Annotated in this window: 22 protein-coding genes; 12 read left to right on the forward strand and 10 right to left on the reverse strand. The window is 63.8% G+C overall.

Going from position 1 to position 18,046, the window contains the following annotated elements:
* A partial coding sequence (locus ABIB78_RS32535; RefSeq protein WP_429032197.1) for a helix-turn-helix domain-containing protein occupies positions 1–191 on the reverse strand: 191 nt, incomplete at its 3' end.
* A gap of 232 nt (positions 192–423) precedes the next feature.
* Here ABIB78_RS32535 and ABIB78_RS32540 point away from each other — a divergent pair.
* On the forward strand, positions 424–822 hold the full coding sequence (locus ABIB78_RS32540; protein WP_429032364.1) for a recombinase family protein: 399 nt from the start codon (positions 424–426) through the stop codon (positions 820–822).
* Between the two features lie 157 nt (positions 823–979).
* Entirely contained in the window at positions 980–1,348 is a 369-nt protein-coding gene (locus tag ABIB78_RS32545) for a hypothetical protein (RefSeq protein WP_429032199.1), read from the forward strand.
* Here the strand turns inward: ABIB78_RS32545 and ABIB78_RS32550 are convergent.
* Positions 1,293–2,651, reverse strand: a complete 1,359-nt coding sequence (locus ABIB78_RS32550) for a tyrosine-type recombinase/integrase (RefSeq protein WP_429032200.1) — start codon at positions 2,649–2,651, stop codon at positions 1,293–1,295. The genes ABIB78_RS32545 and ABIB78_RS32550 overlap by 56 nt on opposite strands.
* A gap of 913 nt (positions 2,652–3,564) precedes the next feature.
* On the opposite strand from ABIB78_RS32550, the gene ABIB78_RS32555 reads away from it, so the two are divergent.
* From ABIB78_RS32555 to ABIB78_RS32565, 3 genes are read left to right on the forward strand one after another with little or no spacing between them, the layout of a single operon-like run.
* Complete coding sequence (locus ABIB78_RS32555; RefSeq protein WP_429032379.1) at positions 3,565–3,690, forward strand: hypothetical protein; 126 nt, start codon at positions 3,565–3,567, stop codon at positions 3,688–3,690.
* On the forward strand, positions 3,659–3,862 hold the full coding sequence (locus ABIB78_RS32560; RefSeq protein WP_429032367.1) for a type II toxin-antitoxin system RelE/ParE family toxin: 204 nt from the start codon (positions 3,659–3,661) through the stop codon (positions 3,860–3,862). Before ABIB78_RS32555 ends, ABIB78_RS32560 begins: the two co-directional genes overlap by 32 nt.
* Positions 3,863–3,864: 2 nt before the next feature.
* Complete coding sequence (locus tag ABIB78_RS32565; RefSeq protein ID WP_429032202.1) at positions 3,865–4,221, forward strand: addiction module antidote protein; 357 nt, start codon at positions 3,865–3,867, stop codon at positions 4,219–4,221.
* A gap of 352 nt (positions 4,222–4,573) precedes the next feature.
* On the opposite strand, the gene ABIB78_RS32570 is transcribed toward ABIB78_RS32565, so the two are convergent.
* Complete coding sequence (locus ABIB78_RS32570) at positions 4,574–4,861, reverse strand: hypothetical protein (protein WP_429032205.1); 288 nt, start codon at positions 4,859–4,861, stop codon at positions 4,574–4,576.
* 180 nt (positions 4,862–5,041) lie between these two features.
* Here ABIB78_RS32570 and ABIB78_RS32575 point away from each other — a divergent pair, with 180 nt between their 5' ends.
* The gene (locus ABIB78_RS32575) at positions 5,042–5,413 is read left to right on the forward strand and encodes a DUF4118 domain-containing protein (protein ID WP_429032207.1); all 372 of its coding nucleotides are present in this window, start codon (positions 5,042–5,044) and stop codon (positions 5,411–5,413) included.
* A 68-nt stretch (positions 5,414–5,481) separates the two neighbouring features.
* Here ABIB78_RS32575 and ABIB78_RS32580 read toward each other — a convergent pair whose 3' ends face one another.
* Positions 5,482–5,622, reverse strand: a complete 141-nt coding sequence (locus tag ABIB78_RS32580) for a hypothetical protein (protein ID WP_429032209.1) — start codon at positions 5,620–5,622, stop codon at positions 5,482–5,484.
* 182 nt (positions 5,623–5,804) lie between these two features.
* On the opposite strand from ABIB78_RS32580, the gene ABIB78_RS32585 reads away from it, so the two are divergent.
* A complete protein-coding gene (locus ABIB78_RS32585) occupies positions 5,805–6,020 on the forward strand; it encodes a hypothetical protein (protein WP_429032211.1) in 216 nt (71 codons plus the stop codon).
* 627 nt (positions 6,021–6,647) lie between these two features.
* On the opposite strand, the gene ABIB78_RS32590 is transcribed toward ABIB78_RS32585, so the two are convergent.
* The 3 genes from ABIB78_RS32590 to ABIB78_RS32600 are packed head-to-tail and all read right to left on the reverse strand — an operon-like array spanning position 6,648 to position 9,032.
* Positions 6,648–7,184 carry a hypothetical protein gene (locus ABIB78_RS32590; RefSeq protein ID WP_429032212.1) on the reverse strand — a complete coding sequence of 179 codons (537 nt, stop codon included), beginning with the start codon at positions 7,182–7,184 and terminating at the stop codon, positions 6,648–6,650.
* 52 nt (positions 7,185–7,236) lie between these two features.
* The gene (locus ABIB78_RS32595) at positions 7,237–8,784 is read right to left on the reverse strand and encodes an acetolactate synthase large subunit (RefSeq protein ID WP_429032214.1); all 1,548 of its coding nucleotides are present in this window, start codon (positions 8,782–8,784) and stop codon (positions 7,237–7,239) included.
* Positions 8,781–9,032: a hypothetical protein gene (locus ABIB78_RS32600; RefSeq protein WP_429032216.1), complete on the reverse strand. Its 252-nt coding sequence runs from the start codon at positions 9,030–9,032 to the stop codon at positions 8,781–8,783. The genes ABIB78_RS32595 and ABIB78_RS32600 overlap by 4 nt, the downstream gene beginning before the upstream one ends.
* A 140-nt stretch (positions 9,033–9,172) precedes the next feature.
* On the opposite strand from ABIB78_RS32600, the gene ABIB78_RS32605 reads away from it, so the two are divergent.
* From ABIB78_RS32605 to ABIB78_RS32620, 4 genes are all read left to right on the forward strand, one after another.
* A complete protein-coding gene (locus ABIB78_RS32605; protein WP_429032219.1) occupies positions 9,173–9,745 on the forward strand; it encodes a L,D-transpeptidase in 573 nt (190 codons plus the stop codon).
* A 93-nt stretch (positions 9,746–9,838) separates the two neighbouring features.
* Positions 9,839–10,639: a DUF2927 domain-containing protein gene (locus ABIB78_RS32610; protein ID WP_429032221.1), complete on the forward strand. Its 801-nt coding sequence runs from the start codon at positions 9,839–9,841 to the stop codon at positions 10,637–10,639.
* A 556-nt stretch (positions 10,640–11,195) separates the two neighbouring features.
* Positions 11,196–12,227, forward strand: coding sequence for a MerR family transcriptional regulator (locus ABIB78_RS32615; RefSeq protein ID WP_429032224.1), 1,032 nt, complete (start codon positions 11,196–11,198; stop codon positions 12,225–12,227).
* An 85-nt stretch (positions 12,228–12,312) separates the two neighbouring features.
* The gene (locus ABIB78_RS32620) at positions 12,313–13,308 is read left to right on the forward strand and encodes a LysR family transcriptional regulator (protein WP_429032226.1); all 996 of its coding nucleotides are present in this window, start codon (positions 12,313–12,315) and stop codon (positions 13,306–13,308) included.
* A 567-nt stretch (positions 13,309–13,875) separates the two neighbouring features.
* Here ABIB78_RS32620 and ABIB78_RS32625 read toward each other — a convergent pair.
* Complete coding sequence (locus tag ABIB78_RS32625; RefSeq protein ID WP_429032227.1) at positions 13,876–14,094, reverse strand: hypothetical protein; 219 nt, start codon at positions 14,092–14,094, stop codon at positions 13,876–13,878.
* Between the two features lie 485 nt (positions 14,095–14,579).
* On the opposite strand from ABIB78_RS32625, the gene ABIB78_RS32630 reads away from it, so the two are divergent.
* Positions 14,580–15,728 (forward strand): ABC transporter substrate-binding protein, encoded by a 1,149-nt coding sequence (locus ABIB78_RS32630; protein ID WP_429032230.1) that lies wholly within the window; start codon positions 14,580–14,582, stop codon positions 15,726–15,728.
* A gap of 24 nt (positions 15,729–15,752) precedes the next feature.
* On the opposite strand, the gene ABIB78_RS32635 is transcribed toward ABIB78_RS32630, so the two are convergent.
* Positions 15,753–16,871: a M48 family metallopeptidase gene (locus ABIB78_RS32635; protein WP_429032232.1), complete on the reverse strand. Its 1,119-nt coding sequence runs from the start codon at positions 16,869–16,871 to the stop codon at positions 15,753–15,755.
* A gap of 4 nt (positions 16,872–16,875) precedes the next feature.
* Complete coding sequence (locus ABIB78_RS32640) at positions 16,876–18,027, reverse strand: DUF898 family protein (RefSeq protein WP_429032370.1); 1,152 nt, start codon at positions 18,025–18,027, stop codon at positions 16,876–16,878.
* Between the last annotated feature and the right edge of the window lie 19 nt (positions 18,028–18,046).

The raw sequence follows: 18,046 nt of genomic DNA on the forward strand, positions 1-18,046 counted from the left end.
TCGGCAAAATAGTCCTGCCAGCGCCAGACGGTGGTCTTCGAAACCCCGACCTCACGCATAATCGCCACGACGCCATGACCGTCCGCCGTCATCAGCACGATCCTCGCTCGCTTGGCGATCTTCTGAGCCGTGTTTCCATCGACGAGCAGTTGCTCCAGTTCCCTGCGAGCCTTGCGATCAAGTACAATCAAGTCATTTCCCATCCCGCGAGTGAATCATGTTCGCGACAAGCTGGGATTCAAATGTCAGTGACAGAACACTAGCGGACAAGACGCGTCGGGGTCTGCGGGGTCGCGTCGCGCACGGTAAGTCCGGCGGGGGCTGTGCTTCGGATATGAAGTCGTCAAGCAGTTCACTGCCGGCGGCGAGCCAATCCGCGGCGATCGAACGATAAACGAAGCCGAAGCGGCTGTCGTCCGGCGCATCTTCACAGATTACCTCTGTGGCAAATCCTCGCGCACGATCGCCTTCGAACTAAACCGCAAGGGTGTGCCTGGACCCCAAGGCGCCGAATGGGGACCATCGACCATTCACGGCAATCCAAAGCGCGGCGTTGGCATTCTCAACAACGAACTCTATGTCGGCCGCCTTGTGTGGAATCGGCTTCGCTACCTGAAGGACCCAGATACGGGCAAACGGGTTTCTCGGCTAAACCCCGAATCCGAGTGGGTGATTCTGGACGTTCCCGAATTGCGCATCGTCGATCAGGATACCTGGGACGCTGTGAAGACGCGTCAGCAGACGCTCGCCTACGAGCCCTCGGCCCCGGCGAGAACAAGCTTAACGACCGTCGGCGACCCAGGCATCTCTTCGCCGGTCTAGTGAAATGCGGTTGTTGCGGCCTCGTGGCAAAGGCAACGATTCGTCCCATTTGTACGCCACAGCTACCCCGCCGCAATATCTGCGCTCTCGATCCCTTTCTTGCTCGAAAAGCCTCGAGCCTAATGCCCCAGACCCGATCACGGTTCAGGGCAAAGGCATGAGCGGCAAGGACCAAGCGAATCGGATCGAGGGATTACGGGCGCCAGATAGTCTGAAAATGCCGCTCGCGACGAAGCGCCATCGCAAGAACCGTGGCATGCCGCCGCCCGCGACATTCGATATCGATACGCTGCCGGGCAGCTCCAACTTGACCGCATTAGAGGCGGCAGCGGTCATCCGGCGCACGCCCGGTGCACTTGAGCAGTGGCGGCGCGACCCGAACCACCCGCTGAAATGGCGCTACGTCGATGGCCGGCCACTCTATCGTGTCGATGCAGTGCGTGACTATCTGGCCAAGTGCGACAAAACCACTAAGACCCCTCAGCCGCATAATGCTCACGGAGACGCCCGAGGAGCTCGGCCTTGATCGGGTCAAGCGGATTCGTCCGCTGCAGGCGCACGATTTTGCCGACCCTTTTCGCGCCGACCAACTCCGCAATGTAGTCGTGAGCCGCTTCGAACGCCATCTTGCGGATGATCCACTGTTCGTCGTGATTGTAGACCTGATCGATTCCACTTGGCTTTTGCCCAACACACAGCCGCTGGATTTCGTTGTCGTAGCCACAGCGTGACATGATCGTGCGCAAGCTGCGCCTTAAGTCATGCATGGTGAACTTGGCGACGCTCGCTTCCTTGACCAGGCGGTTGACCATCTTTGTGAAGCCGGACATCTGGCCGCCGGTCTTTGGTGACGGGAAGACATAATCGGAGGTTGCCCGCTGGAAATGTTTCGCGGCCGCGAGCACCTCGTCAACGAGATGGGTCCGCGGCACGTCGTGGTGCAGGCCCATCTTGGTCCATGCCGCATCGAAGGTAATGCGGTCATCCATGATGTGCTTTCGCCACTCGATCATGGTTGGTTCGCTGCGACGCGGGCCACCGAGTAGGCACATGCGTGTCAATAGCCCAAAAGTCCCGAGCTTGCCGGACGCATGCCAGACTTTGATGATCTCCTCATCGGTCAGCGCGCGGCCCTTCGTTCGACGCCCGACCCTCTGCGCACGGGTTTCTTTGGGCGCGCGATAGCCGGCGAGGACGTTGTGCTCGACGTAACCTTCGCCGACGCACCATTCGAGGAAGGTGTGCGTGTGCTTGCGCAGGTCCTTGGCTGCGCCTCGCTTGCCGGTCTTGGCGATCCTGTCAACCGCCGCCATGATTTGCCGTCGCGTCAGCTCGGCGATGGCGTGGCCGAAATGATCCTTCAGACCGCGTTGCAGCGCCGACATGGCCGGTTTCCAGTTGACGACCTGGCGTCCGGTCAGGGACGTTTCGTAGGGGCCATCCTCAATGATCAGGGTCGCCAGCGTGGTGTACTGCTTCTTGGCCAGCTGTTGCCGCTTTGCCTCGCGTTTAGCGTCGTTCGGATCGACCCCAATGACCACCTCGCCGGCGGCGACGGTGGCAGCCTTGCGCGCGGCCTTCTCATTGAACTTGGGCCATGCGCCCAGCGTCTTGCGTTGGGTGCCTCTCGCCCCAGGCTTGGTGAACAGGAAGACCCAGGTCCGCCCACCAGTCGCGCGCATCCTGATGGCAAGCCCCGGCTGCTCTGTGTCGTGCAGATAGTGCTGCGATTTGCCCGGCGGCAGCGTGGCTGCGCGTATCGCCGCGTCAGTGAGCCTCAGGTAGTTCGCCGTCACCTCGGCTCTGAGACCCTTCTCGTTGTTTTCCATCGTTTGTGCCCTTACTCTTTGTGCCCTGGGACACGCTGAGAGAGATCCAAGAAACGGATCACAAACCGTTCCCCCAACGTTCCCAGCTCTGTTGTGCCCCATGGGAAAATTCACGAGGGGCACGGCCGGGACATACAAAATGTACCAAGGCCAGCTATGGCCTCCTAGGGGCCAATATGGCCACAAGTCCATGTTCTGCAAGGACTTTCAAAACTATACTATGGCGTGATTAGGTTGGCTATGGTCTACAGATTGTGGTTCACACGGGAGAGGTCCAAGGTTCGATCCCTTGTGCGTCCACCATTTCCTTTCCTGGTCGGCCGGGTGCGGACAATTGTCGACATTCTGGTGCCCTTCGGGACCGCCTCATCAAAAATGTCGAAAACAACCCCATGCAAAGTAGCCGACCCAAGCCGGATCAATGGGTTACGCCATTTCCGGACTTGATTGACCCGGGCAAAGCACCGGCAGGATGGCATCATCCGGCCACCGGCGACGACCAAGTCGCGGCCGAGGTTCCCGTTGCATCGTCGGCTTAAGGCGCTCAGCTCGGCGGGAGAGCATTCGCTCCACACGCGAGAGATCCATGGTTCGGTCCCATGTGCGCACACCGCTCTGGTTGGCTTGCTCGCTATCTCAACTGTAGCTTTTGCGCGCATCGACAATGCTGAAGCCAGTCTCGGCAAATCCTTCGCCTTCTCGGAAAGCTGGAATAGTTATCGTGCGGCGTCGCATCAAGTCAGCCCTGCACAGCGCCTCGGCGACACCTTGATCTGCTTCCGGCCAGCCGTCTCATGCTGCTGCGGTGGATCGAATCGTGAGTTCGCTGCTCTGGCGGACGGAACGCCATGTAATCCATAGATTACATTTTCCCGCTTGCAACGGCTGTAATCTATAGATTACAATCGAAGACATGATCGACGTTCGCGAAACGCCTGACTTCACCAACTGGCTTGCCGCGCTGAACGATCAGCGCGCCCGCTTGCAGATTGTTCGCCGCATCGAACGTGTTGCCGCTGGGAAACTTCGGAGACTCTAAGTCGGTCGGAGGCGCGATCAGCGAGCTTCGCATCAACCACGGACCGGGATACCGGGTTTATTACACTCGGCGCGGCAAGGTCGTCGTTATCCTGCTCTGCGGCGGCCACAAGCGGACCCAGAGTAAGGACATTCGGAAGGCCAAGGAAATCGCGGAGACATTGGAGGATTGAGGATGAAAGTCAGCAAACTGAAGAAGTTCGACGCCGCCGAACACCTTCGCACACCGGAGGCGCGCGCTGAGTATCTGAACATCGTTCTCGCCGATGGCGATCCCGCCGAAGTCCGTGACGCCCTCAATCTCGTCGCCCGAGCACAGGGCATGAGCGAGGTCGCCAAGGCCGCTGGCGTGACCAGAGAGGGGCTTTACAAGACGCTTGGCGAGAATGGCAATCCGGAGTTCGCAACCATCCTGCGGATCATCGGGGCCATGGGAATCCGGCTTACGGCCAAACCGGCGGGAGCCAAGCCGAAGAGGAAGAAAGCCGTGGCGTACTGGCGCCCGAAGCCGCCGATGAAGCCCGGCACATGAATCAAGAGCCTGCCGTCTACTTCGAGTGACGGCGAGCTATTGGACCTGTCTCTTCTGTCCCGACTCAGTTGGTGGTCGAGGACGTCCATCCACACAAGAAGGATCAGATACTCGGCCATGCCGTCGATGACATGAGCCGACGCTACACCCACGTTCCGCAGGCCCCGCGATCGAGGCGATCAGCACCCTGCCGACCATTCAGGAATGGCTTGATCAGGACTGGATGAAGACGCCGGTCGCCTTGGTCGGTCGCCGCGCCAAGACATTAAAGAAGCCCGAGCGCGAGGCGGGCATGGCTGCATATCGCTCCCCTAGCGGCATCTGATCTCTCCGCTCGTCCGGCCATTCCGGCTCATTGCCGGCGGCGGCGCGGTGCCGATGACGGCGTGACGGTGCGCCGGCCGAGCTTGCCGAGCAGGTCGCGAACCGCGCCGTCGAGTCCGTCGGGCGGGGTGACGTGATCGGCGAGTTGCGTGCCGGGCGGCCAACGGGAGGAGATGTCGTCATTTGTGGCCCGCTCCTTCGGCGCGTGAACACGCAGAGGAGACCGGCGCCTGCGGCGGGAGATCAGTTCGCGCACGCCGTACCCCGACACGAACCCGATCCCGGTGACGAGAACGACAATCAGAAGCTCCAGCATTGTGCTGTCCCGCAATCACCCTGCCGCAGTGCAATAAGCGCGACAATGCGGCAGGGGCTTGACCGGGACGGTTCCTTTTCACGGTATCGAGCAGAAAGCCACTCCACGCAGTCCTACGGGGTTTTGTTCGCGGGCCTCCTCGGCTACCTTCCCGGAACTCGCGGGGGCCGGGGAGTCTCGATGCGCAAGAGCAATGACTACATTCTGAAGCTGCGGCCGTGGTCGTTGTCGACGTTCGTCGTCGCCCTGCTTGCCGTGGTGCTTGCCACCGCGACGCAGGAGATGTTCGCGAGCTTCGGCATGCAGTTCTATTTCGCGGGCTTCGTACCGGCGATCCTGATTGCCGGCCTGATGGGCGGCGCACCGGCCGGCGCCTTTGCGACGATCATCACGGTTCCGATCGTCTGGTGGGCGTTCATGCCGCCCTATTTCGAGTTCGCCTGGCCGACTGCCGACGACTATGACAGCCTTGCGATGTTCCTGCTGTCGAGCGCGCTCCTAGTCTGTTTCTCGCAGCTCTACCGGGAAGCGCTGGCCATTTTGCGGAAGTAGGTGATCGGCGCAGCGCGCGGCGGCTCGCCGGCGATGGCAAGCCGGTCGGCTGCAGGGATCGCTCGTCCTCAGATCCCGAACATCCAGATCGCCACGATGGTGGCCAGTGTCGCCACGCCGCTGATTGTCCAGCCCACCGTGTAGAAGGTGTCCTCGGGTGCGGTGTCGAGCACCGTATTGGTGGTTTCCGTCATTGACCGCCAGCGCATGGCGTCTCTCCTCGGAACTCATTCCCTGTGAGATAACGCGGCTCGCGGTTCCCGGTTCCGCCCCCATGGCGGCGGCTGCGCCGTTCACGCGCAGCTCACGGACTGCTGATCGGCGTCGCGGAACCCTGCGACATTCTGTCCCGTTGAGGGTCGCCGGAAACCAACTTGGGAGAACCAATCCGATGCGAACACTGATCCTCGCCGCCACCGCTCTCGCCTTCGTCTCGTCCACCGCACTCGCGCAGGACAAGGCAGGCGGCAGCCCGGCCCCCGCAGCGCAAAGCGGTGACACGGCGACCAAGGGCGAGGCGACCAAGATGGCGCCGAAGAAGAAAGCGAAGAAAACCGCAAAGAAATCGAGCGCCAAGACGACGGGCGACGATGCGACCAAGCAATAAACAGAAACAATCGCACTCGGCGATCACGGAAAAGGCCGCCCGAAGGCGGCCTTTTTGCTGTCCCGGTGCGGAGCAGGGCAATCGCATTTGGAGAAATCTGGTGAAGAGCGCCCCTGCAACCGTCCTTCGAGACGCCCGCCTTTGGCGGGCTCCTCCAGCGACAAAGGCGAAGCCTTTGCGCGGGGATGAGGTCTCGTTTTGCGGCACAATAGCAGACCCTCATGGTGAGGAGCGCCGCTTGCGGCGCGTCTCGAACCACGAGGCCGAGTACGTGCGCAGCCGCCCAAGGGTCATATGCGATAGCCCTGCTGTGCGGAGACTGCCTCGGACCGTCACGTCGCAACCAAGTGCGCCGTGAGGCTTGGGGCAGTGAGGCATGGGATAGTGAGGCTTGAGGCAGTTAGAGCTGGACCGGTGAGACCGGGACCAGCGAATTCAGGTGCGGGAGAGGGAGCGAAAGAGGCGCAGAGCTGATAATCCGCACCGTCATCGGATCGTTCTGAAATTTGACCACCAGCTCCAGTAATTGCTCCACCTCCCGCGTCTTCAGTTGTGCCGTGCGCGGAGGGGCGACGCATGATCCAAACGGGCTATCACTGCAACGGAGAGAAAGATTCATCGATAAACTTAATGCTGGGCGCCATCGTCGCGCCTGGCTGCGAGCCCGCTCTCGCGCAGCCGCTCGGCGAACCAGCGTGACGCGGCGCTCTCGAGGGCTCCGCCTGCATAGACCTCGGAAAAGCTCACCCCGCTCGGACTGAAGATCACGAGAACGCCCATCGCATAGGCAAACCAGACATTCGGGTCGGTCAGCGCCTGCAGCTTGCGCTGGTCGTGCTCGACCGGCTGATGATTGCTCTCCTTGCGCAGTTCGATGGCCAGCAGATTGTTCGGGATGTCGCGCTGGTGCACGACGATATCGGGATAGATCGACTTGCCGAGGTGGTCGTCGGTCGAGATCGTCGAGCCGCGCGGCAGCCGCAGCGTGCGCTCGCCGAGCCGATCGTAGTTGCAATCGACCTGCCAGCCGGAGAACTGCTGCTCGACGTAGACCGCAAGCCGGTGAGTAAGCGTTCGCTCGCCGAGATCGCGCTCCAGCAGGAACATCTCCTGCGCATAAAACTCCCCGACCGCGGCTATCACCTTGTTCAGCTCAGTCTGCATTGACGCCTCCGACTGGACCAGGCCGCCGCCGCGGCCTTTCAGAACAATGCCTCTACATCTGCACTTCGATCAGCCGCGGTCCGGGCTCCGCAACGGCTTCCGCCAGCGCCTTGTTGAACTCGTCGGCTGATGTCACCGCCCTGCCCGGCACGCCCATGCCCCTGGCGAGCGCGACGAAGTCGAGCGTCGGCCGATCGATCTTCAGCATGTCCTGCGCCCGCTTGCCCGGCTCGCCGGCGCCGACGCCGTCGAACTCGCCGCGCAGGATCTGGTAGATGCGATTCGCGAACACGATGGTCACGACATTGAGCCCTTCGCGCGCCTGCGTCCACAGCGACTGGATCGTGTACATCGCGCTGCCGTCGCCGACCATGCAGATCACCTTGCGGTTCGGACAGGCAATCGCGGCGCCGGTTGCGACCGGCGTCGAGAAGCCGATCGAGCCGCCCATGTTCTGCAGCCAGTCATGCGGCGCGGCCGCCGCCGTCGGCGGGAAGAAACCCCGGCCGGTGGTGACTGACTCATCGACCATGATGGCGTTCTCGGGGATCGCACAGGCGATCGCCTGCGCGATCGTGCTGTGGTTGAGCGCGCCGGTCGGCTTGACCAGTTCCTGGTGCTGCTGCGGCTTGACGTCCTGCGCCGTCGCATGCAGCGCATTGGCAAGCGCCTCGAGGGCTGCGACCGAATTCTCGCCCCAGGCGGTCATGCGATGCACCTCGCAGCCTTCCGCCTTCAGCATGCTCGGCTTGTTCGGATAGGCGAAGAACGCCACGGGATCGTTGGCTTCGACCAGCACGATGTGACGGAAATTCTTCAGGATCGGCAGCGCCTGCTCGATCACATAGGGGATGCGGTTGATCGAGAAGCGGCCGCGGCCGCGCGCCATGCGCGGGTGATAGGTCTGGCCCATCACGGTGCAGCCGGTCTTGCCGGCGATGCGCTCGGCCAGCGCCAGCCCCTGCTCGGTCAGCGCGCTGCCGGTGACGAGCAGCAGCGTGCGTGCGGCATCGCCGTGCAGAATTTTTGCCGCGGTGTCGACCGCTTGCGGCGAGTAGCTCGGGCGCTGGTTGTCCACGGGCACTTCGGCGATGCCGTCGGCCTCGTTCCAGGCGGTATCGGCCGGCAGGATCAGCGTTGCGATCTGCGGCGGCGCGCTCTTGGCCGCGGCGATCGCGGCCGCGCCATCAGCGGCAACCGACTTGGCCTCGGGCGATGTGCGCACCCAGGACGACATCGGCCGCGCCAGGCCCTCGATGTCGGACGTCAGCGGCGCGTTGTAGCCGATGTGGTAGGTCGCGTGCTGACCGACGATGTTGACGATGCCGGAATGCGCCTTCTTGGCGTTGTGCAGATTGGCAAGGCCGTTGGCGAGACCAGGCCCGAGATGCAGCAGCGTCGAGGCCGGCGTTCCCTTCATACGGAAATAGCCGTCGGCCGCACCGGTGACGACGCCCTCGAACAGGCCGAGCACGCAGCGCATGCCCGGGACCTTGTCCAGCGCCGCGACGAAATGCATCTCCGAGGTGCCCGGATTGGTAAAACAGACATCCACGCCGCCTGCGACCAATGTCCGCACCAGGCTTTCCGCACCGTTCATGATCTCGCTCCCGCCAGAGTTGTTTCTTTGGGTTGGACCAGAGCATGATCCGACCCGATTGATCCGGTCATGCTGCTATCCTTTTGTTTGGTCGCGTTTTCTTTCCGCGAACCGGTATCCACTTCGCTTGAAAACGCTCCAGCTTTTGTTTGGTCGCGTTTTCTTTCCGCGAACCGGTGCCCGCTTCGCTTGAAAACGCTCCAGATCAACCATTCTTCATCCGCTTCGTCAAAGGCTTGGCCGGACAATGCAGGTATCGCTTCCGGTCTGTTGCCTTTTTAAACCGTGTTGCCCGAAAGTGCCTAAAGTCACGGCTTCGTCGCTTGCGAAACGCCGGCAATTGTGGCCTCTCTGGCTGTATATTTGATTGTTCGCGAGGACGATGACGATGCGCCCGACTGCCTTGATGTTTGCCGCGCTCACGCTCCTGGCAGGCGCCGGCCAGGCGCAGGCCCAATTTTTCGACTCCCGCGGCTACCAGTCTGAACCCTCGAGCTTCTTCGGTGGCGGCGGCGCAACCCCGATCCCGCGCTCCACCGTCAACTATCCGACCAACTATGCCCCCGGTACCATTGTGGTGAACACAGCCGAGCGCCGGCTCTATCTGGTGATGGCGAACGGGCAGGCGCTGCGCTACGGCATCGGCGTCGGCCGCGACGGCTTCCGCTGGGGCGGCGTCCACCGCATCAGCGCGAAGAAGGAATGGCCGTCGTGGACGCCGCCGTCGCAGATGCTGCGCCGCCGCCCCGATCTGCCGCGCCACATGGGCGGCGGCATCGAGAACCCGCTCGGCGCACGCGCGCTGTATCTCGGCTCGACGCTCTACCGGATCCACGGCTCGAACGAGCCGGAAACAATTGGTCAGGCCGTCTCGTCGGGCTGCTTCCGCATGACCAATGAGGACGTCACCGACCTCTATAATCGGGTCTCGATCGGCACCACCGTGGTGGTGAAGAACTGATCGCGTCGATTTCAACGGAACCAGGCGCCGCCATCCGGGTTGATCGCTGATCTTGCCTTGCGCTGCCGCAAGCGTTGCGGCAGCGTGATTCGGATGCGCCAACACCACGTTCTGATCCTGCTGCTGCTCGCCATTGTGCCGGCCGCGCCCCTCGCCGACGCGATCGTGCCGGCGACCGCCGCCGAGATTCCGGCAATCACGTCGCGCCAGCGCAACGAGAAGAAGGTCTTCACCGACGCCGAGATCGTCGAGGGTTTTCTGAAAACCGCGTTCGGCGCCGAATATCATCTCGCCGGACGGGTCGACCGCATCCGCAAATACGACGGTCCGGTGCGCGTGTTCGCCGACGGCAGCCGCGCCGACCGCAAGGCCCAGCTCGCCAAGGTCGTCGCCGACATCCGCAGCAAGGTGCAGCATCTCGACATCGCAATGACCGAGGACAACGACGCTGCTAACGTCGTGGTCAAGCTGGTGCGCGACCGCGAGCTCTACCGCACGATCGCAACCTTCTACGGCCAGGAGCGCGCCAAGGAAATCCGCTCCTCGCTCGACCCGCAATGCCTGTCCGGCTTCCGCAAGAACGAGAACTACGAGATCGAGCATTCCGATGTGATCCTCACCGTCGACAACGGCGATTTCGTCTTCCTCGACTGCGCCTATGAGGAGCTGCTGCAGTCGCTCGGCCCGATCAACGACACCGCAACGGTGCCATGGACCATGTTCAACGACAGCGTCTCGATGGGCTATTTCGACGTCTACGACCAATATCTGCTCAATCTGCTCTACGACCCCCGCGTCAAGCCCGGCATGAACGTGCAGGAGGTCAAGGCCGTGCTGCCCGCCGTGCTCGCCGACGTCCGCGCCTGGATAGCGAAGGTGAACCATCTGGAGTGATGGCATCTGCGAGTTCGGGAACGCACGTCCCGTCACACACTCCGGTGTCGTGCCTGCGAAAGCAGGGACCCATACTCCGCGGCGCTTGTTGTCGAAGGGACTCGTCGTACCAACATCGCTCACCAACAACCATTCTTGGTTATGGGTCCCTGCTTTCGCAGGGACGACGATGAGGATCGGTCGCAATTCAAGATGTCAAACAATGCGGTGTCATCACCCGCGCATGCGGGTGATCCAGTATTCCAGAGACGTTCGTGCTTGAGCTGAGAGGCCGCGGCGTAACTGGATCGCCCGGTTAAGCCGGGCGATGACAATTGAAGATCAGGACGGAGCTTCGCATTCTCGCGCGACGCGCACGCTTGAGGCAGCCACCGGCGGCAGGGTTCTCTCTCCCCTTGTGGGTGTTCAGACCGGGGACATGGCACGCAAGGGGGGAGCCTGACCGGCGTGCTCACCTCACCGCTATCCGATAGATGAGGATCACCACCCTGCCCGCTTGACCTTGCCCCTGCGGCCGCCTCCATAGAGGCGCGGTCAGACGACGCGAGGTGATTCGATGAATGCTGCTGCCGCCCGTTTCCTCAGCCCGTCCGAAGCTGCCAGGCAGCTCGGTATCTCGGCGAAAGCGCTGCGCCTGTACGAGGAGCGCGGCCTGATCGCGCCCGGCCGCACGCCGGCGGGATGGCGCGCCTATGGCCCGGCCGAGATGGCGCGCTGCGCCGAGATCGTCGCGCTGCGCGCGCTCGGCCTCAGCATCAATGAAGTGGCGCGAATCCTGAACGGCGACGCCGACATCCTCGGCCGCGTGCTGGCCGCGCATGAGGCCGCGCTCGAAGCGCGCATCCGCCAATGCGGCGACAGCATCGCCACAGTGCGCCGGCTCCGCGCCGACCTCGGCCGCGGCAAGGTGCCGGCGACGCGTGATGTGATCGGTGCGGTCAGGGCACGGCCGGCAATCGGCGTTGCGTTCGATCTGCCGTGGCCGTGGGGCGGCGAGCGCTTCGAGTTGCGCGACATCAAACGGCTGAACTACATCGTCGGCCCGCTCGGCAGCGGCAAGACGCGCCTCGCGCAGCGGCTCGCCGAGGCGCTGCCCGGCGCCAGCTTCGTGGGGCTGGACCGCGCAGCCGACGGCGGCGCGGCCGTGTGCGCGCGCCTCGACGCCGACCCGGCTCTCAAGGCGAGGGTGGAGGCGAGCCGTGCCGTCCTGCTGTCCGACGGCGCCGCGGACTCGGCCGCCCTGACCACCCTGCTCGCATTGCTCGAGGCCTGCGATGGCGCGATCCTCGTGATCGACATGCTCGAACAAGGACTCGATGCGGCCAGCCAGGAAGCCATGATCGCATATCTGCGCCGTCGCGGACCGGAGGCGCGACCCTTGTTCTTCCTCACGCGCTCCAGCGCAATCCTGGACCTCGACGCGATCGGCGAGGATGAAGCGATCATCCTGTGCCCCGCCAATCACAGCGTGCCGGTTTGCGTCACGCCGGTGCCCGGCGCGGTGGGCTATGAAGCGGTCGCGACCTGCCTGGCCTCGCCGGAGGTGCGCGCGCGCACCGAGGGCATGGTTGCGTGGCGGCCGTCATGACTTCTCGTATTGGTTGCATTGTAATAAAACGACAATGTACGACATCGGACGGATGCGCGCCAAAAAGTGTGCTATAGCACACCCAATGATCGAGCTTCCCCGTACCCAGGCCTTGCGTTGCTTCATCACGGTTGCCCGTGAGGGCACTGTATCGCGCGCTGCAGCGATGCTGAAACTGACCCAGCCGGCGGTCAGCCTGCAACTCAAGGCGCTGGAGGAAAGCATCGGACTGCAGCTGTTCAATCGCACACCCAGCGGCTTCACGCTGACCGAGGCCGGCGCTGCCCTGCTGCCGCTGGCGCACCGCGCGGTGGCGGCGGCATCCGACTTCAAGGCGATGGCGGATTCGCTGAACGAGGCGCAGCGCGGCACGCTGCGTGTCGGCACCATCCTCGACCCCGAATTCACCCGGCTTGGGCCGTTCGTGCGCAGCCTTGCGATGTCCTCGCAGCGCACCGAAGTGTTTTTGCGCCATGGCGTAAGCGACGACGTGCTGGCGCAGATCGGCCGGGGCGAGCTCGACGTCGGCTACTATGTCGACGCCACGCCGCCGGACCAGCTGGTCCATCACAGTTTCGCCGAGCGGACCATCGCCGACGGCCGCTACCAGCTGGCGCCGCTGCTCAGCTACGACTATCGCGTCATCGCGCCGATCGGCTGGCGGGACCGGGTGATCGGCAAGGGCTGGGCGGAGCTTGCCGAGCTGCCCTGGCTCGCGACACCGCCGCATTCCGGCCACCGGCGGCTGCTCGACGACATCTTCCGCCCGCTCGGCGCCCTGCCGAAGCGCACCGGCTACACCGATCAGGAAGAGGCGATGATCGACTTCGTCGAATCGGGCCTCTGCCTCAGCCTCGCGCGCGACAGCGTGCTGGCGCCGCGGCTGGCGCGCCCGCATCAGTTCGTGGTCGCCGACAGGGTGAAGCTCACCTGCGATCTCTCCTTCGCCAGCCTTGCCGCACGCCGCCAGGAGCCGGTGATCGCGCACGCCTTCGCAGCCGTGCGCGCGGTGTGGAATATAAAGCCGGCGATCGCCGGCGCCGGACCGACACGGACGCGCAAGGTCGCGAAGAACGTGTAACGCGGACTTGCGCCTTCCTACTTCAAAGCCAGGCTGGTGCAGTATGCGGAGACTTCACCGCTTCTCCAACCGGCGTTCAATCCGGTTTCCGTGCACTGATTATAGCTCTTGAAGGGGATGCCGCCGGGCCCGATGTTTCGGCATCCGGTGTAGGCGGACGCTCCGGCTGACCAGGAGCATCCGATCCATGGGCGGTCGCCCGACCTCATGCTCGTGACGCAACCGCCGACGCAAAATACTGAGGTCGCAGCCGTATGCGGAGACGCGTTTCTGTGAGCCGCCGCGTGCTGCTTCGATCTGTGTTGCGCTGCGACGTGGCTTGGTGCCTCTACCGAAATGTTAGGAAGCGGGTTGGGCTGCGACCACGCTGGGCCGTTTGATCCGCATACCAGCGACACGATCGACAAAACAGCGATAGCGAAATTCGTGACGAAGGGCGACGAGTCTTTCATAGCCATGTCCTCCCAAGATGCCGGACGGCAATTCCATCCCGGGATGCAGGCTAGCACACATTCAACCGCCCGAAATTTCTAATCGGGGTGTCGGCAGGTCATCGTGAGCCGAGACCTAGGCGGCAACGACCAGCGGTCGCGTCATCTCCGCCATTGTCGGCACCAGCGACGGCGCCTCACAATCCTGCCGAGCGAGTTCATCCACGAGCTCTTGCAGCCTTGGCGGCAGATCGGCGTAATCGCCGCGCAGGGCATAGCGCAGCCGCTCGCCGATCTCTTCGCAGATGGCGCGCGCGTGCTCGGGCGCGATCGGATGATGCTTAGTCATGGACATGGACCGCTTGCGACGACGGCGCGTCGTCGAACTGCACGTCTGCCACCACGGATCCCGCATGCCGAGATGCGATCAAGACGAGGATCCGAACAATGCTGAACATGGTTCGTACTCCCTTTTCCTGTCCTTCAATAACAGGAGGTCATTGCCGCCCGATTAGGGAAACTGGTTCGCGCGGCCTTTAAGGAAGTGGTAAACGTGAAGTTTCAGGGACGCGGATTGTCGCGCAACGTGCCCCCGGCGATTGCCCTCGCCCTGCATCGCGCAGCCCCAACCCGATGCCCGGACCGGGCGAGATCGAGATCCGGCCGCTGGACGAGATGGGCTGATCTTGGCTGAGGCTTCGGCGCCGCGCCGCCTGCCCAGATGTCCCCAATCAGGGGGACAGACGTATCACGCGGAATCAATATGATGCGAAACCGGATGCCGGTCGGCTATCATCGGCGGCGCATTATAGAAAAAAGAACCTGCTGGGAGGATTTGCAATGAAGCTGGCCATGGCCGGACTCTGGGTCGTCGCGAGTGCGATTCTGATGGCGCCGGATGCACGTGCAGACATCAAGGTCGGCGTCGTGGTGTCCGCATCCGGACCGGGCTCGGCGCTTGGCCAGCCGCAGATGCGCACCATCGCCGCGCTGCCGAAGGAGATCGGCGGCGAAAAGGTCACCTATATCGCGCTCGACGACGAGTCCGATCCCACCAAGGGCACGCAGAATGCCCGCCGCCTGGTGATCCAGGATGGCGTCGACATCCTGATCGGCTCCTCGCTCACCCCCGTGACCATGCCGATGCTCGACGTCGCCTTCGAATCCAAGACGCCGATCATCTCGCTCGCCGCGGCCACCGCGATCGTGCAGCCGATGGACGACCGCCGCCGCTGGGCGTTCAAGGTGGTCCCCAATGACGATCTGATGGCAGCTGCAATCCTGAAATACATCGCGAAGTCCGGCATCAAGACGCTCGGCTATATCGGCGTCTCCGACGGCTATGGCGAAGGCTATTACAAGGAAGTGTCGCGGCTGGCACCGACGCTCGGCCTCACCGTCACAACCCATGAGGTCTATGCGCGTGCCGACACCAGCGCGATGGGCCAGGCGCTGAAGGTGATCGCCACCAACCCGGAGGCCGTGTTCATCGCCTCCGCGGGCACCCCGGCCGTGCTGCCGCAGGAGGCGCTGCGCAGCCGCGGCTACGCCGGCAAGATCTTCCAGACCCACGGCGTTGCGTCGGAAGAATTTATCAAGCTCGGCGGCGCCAATGTCGAGGGCGCGATCTTCACCGGCGAGGCCTTCACCATCGCCGACGATCTGCCGGCGAACGATCCGTTCCGCCAGGCCCGCGACGCGTTCGCGTCGGCTTACGAGAAGGTCAACGGGCAGAAGCCGAACATCTTCGGCGCGCACCTGTGGGACGCCGTCACGCTGTTCAAGCGGGCAGCGGCGAACGCGCTGAAATCAGCAACGCCCGGCACCCCCGAATTCCGCGCCGCGCTGCGCGACGAGCTCGAGCGCGGCAAGGACGTCTATTTGAACAACGGCCTCTCGACGATGAGCCCGACCGACCACAACGGCTATGACGAGCGCTCGGCGTTCCTGATCAAGGTCGAGGGCGGCAAGTTCCGGCTGGTGAAATAGCGGCCGGTCGCCGGCCGCTGCGCCTCACACCTTGCCCGATCCGCAGACGCCCTTCAGCGCCTGCCATTCGGCGCCCGACAGCAGCGGCTCGCCGGTGAGCGAAGTGCCGGCATCGGCCCTGCCCATGCGTTCGAGGCGATCCTCGGTCAGCGGATGGCCGGAGACGAGCGAGAACCCCTTGCCGCCTTCCTTGCCGGTGACACGGAACATCAATTCGCCCATCGGCTTCGCCGGGCGGCCGAGCTTGTGCATGGTCTCGATCGCAAACGTGTCGGCATTGGTCTCGGCGTCGCGCGAATAGGATGACGTCACCAGCGAGCGCGAGGCGAAGATCAGCGCGCCGGAGCCGGTGATGTCGCCGAACAACAATCCGATCAGGAACGAGGTGCCGCCATTGTGGATCAGCTCGCGCATGCTGTCGCGATGCCGGAGATGGCCGAGCTCATGCGCCAGCACGCCGGCGATCTCGTCGGGGTTCTCGGCCTTCTCCAATAGCCCCTCGAACAGATAGACCTTGCCGCCCGGCAGCGCGAAGGCATTCGGCACCGGCGTCGCCATCACGCCCGACTGCACTGAATTGTCGAAGCCCGCGGACCCCCGCAGCTTGCCGACCAGCTTCGCGAAGGCCGCCTGTCCCGCCGCGTTGCTGCATGGCTTGCCGTCGAACAGCACCTTGACCTGCGCCTCCGCGACATCGCCGAGGCGGCGTTCGAAGGAGTCGGGCACCAGCGGCGTCAACCGCTCGGCGGCCAAGGGAACGCCGAACAGCACCACCAGCACGATCGACACCGCAGCCGCAAGCGACCAGCCGACGATCGCGGCGACGCCCCTGCGATTCGGCAGGTCGGCCTCGAGCGCGTCGCAGCGTGCGACGAGCTCGGCCATGAGCTGGGCGTCGCGGATGTCGAGCCGCGCCAGCGATGGCGCGGTCAGGCAGCTCAGCCGCAGCAGGCCGGACGGGCTGTCGGCGCGGCGGATGTCGTGAAACTCCCAGCGCGCCAGCTCTTCGCCGTCTTCCCTGATCTCCAGCGCATCGGACAGTGCGAGCGCGACGATGCGCCGCCGGTTCGACAGGCCGTCGAAGAAGACGCCGACGCGAGCCGGCGTCGCCGCGGAGCTGGTCTCGCTGGACTCGGATTCCATGTCCCTAGAAACCCGCGACGTCGAGGCCGTCGGCAAAACCTTCACCGAGCGCATTGGCGAGATCGCCGCGCGCGGTGACGTTGGCCGCCGCGCCGATGTTATGCACGATGGTCGAGGACAGCACCCGGACCCAGAGATCGCGCATCAGATAGACCCGCATCACCACGTTCATCGCCAGTGCAAAGGCGAGATAACCGATGCCGAGCAGGACGATCAGGGGAATGCTCTTGGCGAACGCCTCGGTCTTGAAGAAGCTCTCGATCGAGGAGCCGTCCATGCTGGCGACCAGGAAGGTGCAGAGCACGAGATAGGCCGCGAACACCATGCCGAGCAGCACGACCCAGCCGATCACCTTCCAGTACAGGCCGATCAGCGCGCTGCGGCGCAGGGTGGATTCCAGCCTGACCTCGCCGAAGCGGATGCCCGACAGCCACCAGCGCCACTCGATCGCCTTGAACGCCGCATAGGCGAAAGGCGCGAAGATCGTGCTGTAGAGCGCGAACGGCATCAGAAGCCAGAGCCACCAGCCGCGCTTGAAGAAATCCCAGCCACGGCCCTCGAAGGAGCCCTGCAGGTCGCCGTAATAGGAATGCCGCATCTTGTAGCGTTCCAGCGCCGCCTCGCGCCATGGCAGCGCAAGGCCGAGCGTGATCACGACGAGCACGCCCCACAGCGAGGCCTTGAGCGCATAGATCCAGCCCGAGCCGCTCATCCAGAAGCGGACGCCGCGCCACACCGTGCGGGTCAGGCGGTAGCGCCGCGCGCGATAGATCGCGAACTGACCGAACAGGTAGAAGAAGGCGACCAGCGGCAGCGAGGCGAACGCCTTGAGATGCTCCGCCTCGATGCCGATCAGGAAGTAGCCGAGATAGATCGGCACCAGGATCGCGAGCGCGACCAGAAAGCCGATCAGGAGCTCCTTGCCGCGGCCGGTATATTCCGGCGCGTCGCCATCGATCTGGGTGTTCGACCAGAGCTGACGGCGGATGTCGGTGGTGAGCCAGAACCGGTAGAAGCCGACCGTGACCAGTTCGAGCCCGGCGCCGCGCGCGACCAGGCGGAAGAACTCCGTCCGGCTCCCTGAAAACGCCACCGGCATCGGCGGCGGGACCGGTTGCGGGGGCGGCTGCGGCGGCCCCAGCGGGGTCCAGCTCATGTCGTTCACGGGGCCAACT

This window comes from Bradyrhizobium sp. I1.14.4, assembly GCF_050435825.1.
In the GTDB taxonomy this organism is placed as follows: Bacteria; Pseudomonadota; Alphaproteobacteria; order Rhizobiales; family Xanthobacteraceae; genus Bradyrhizobium.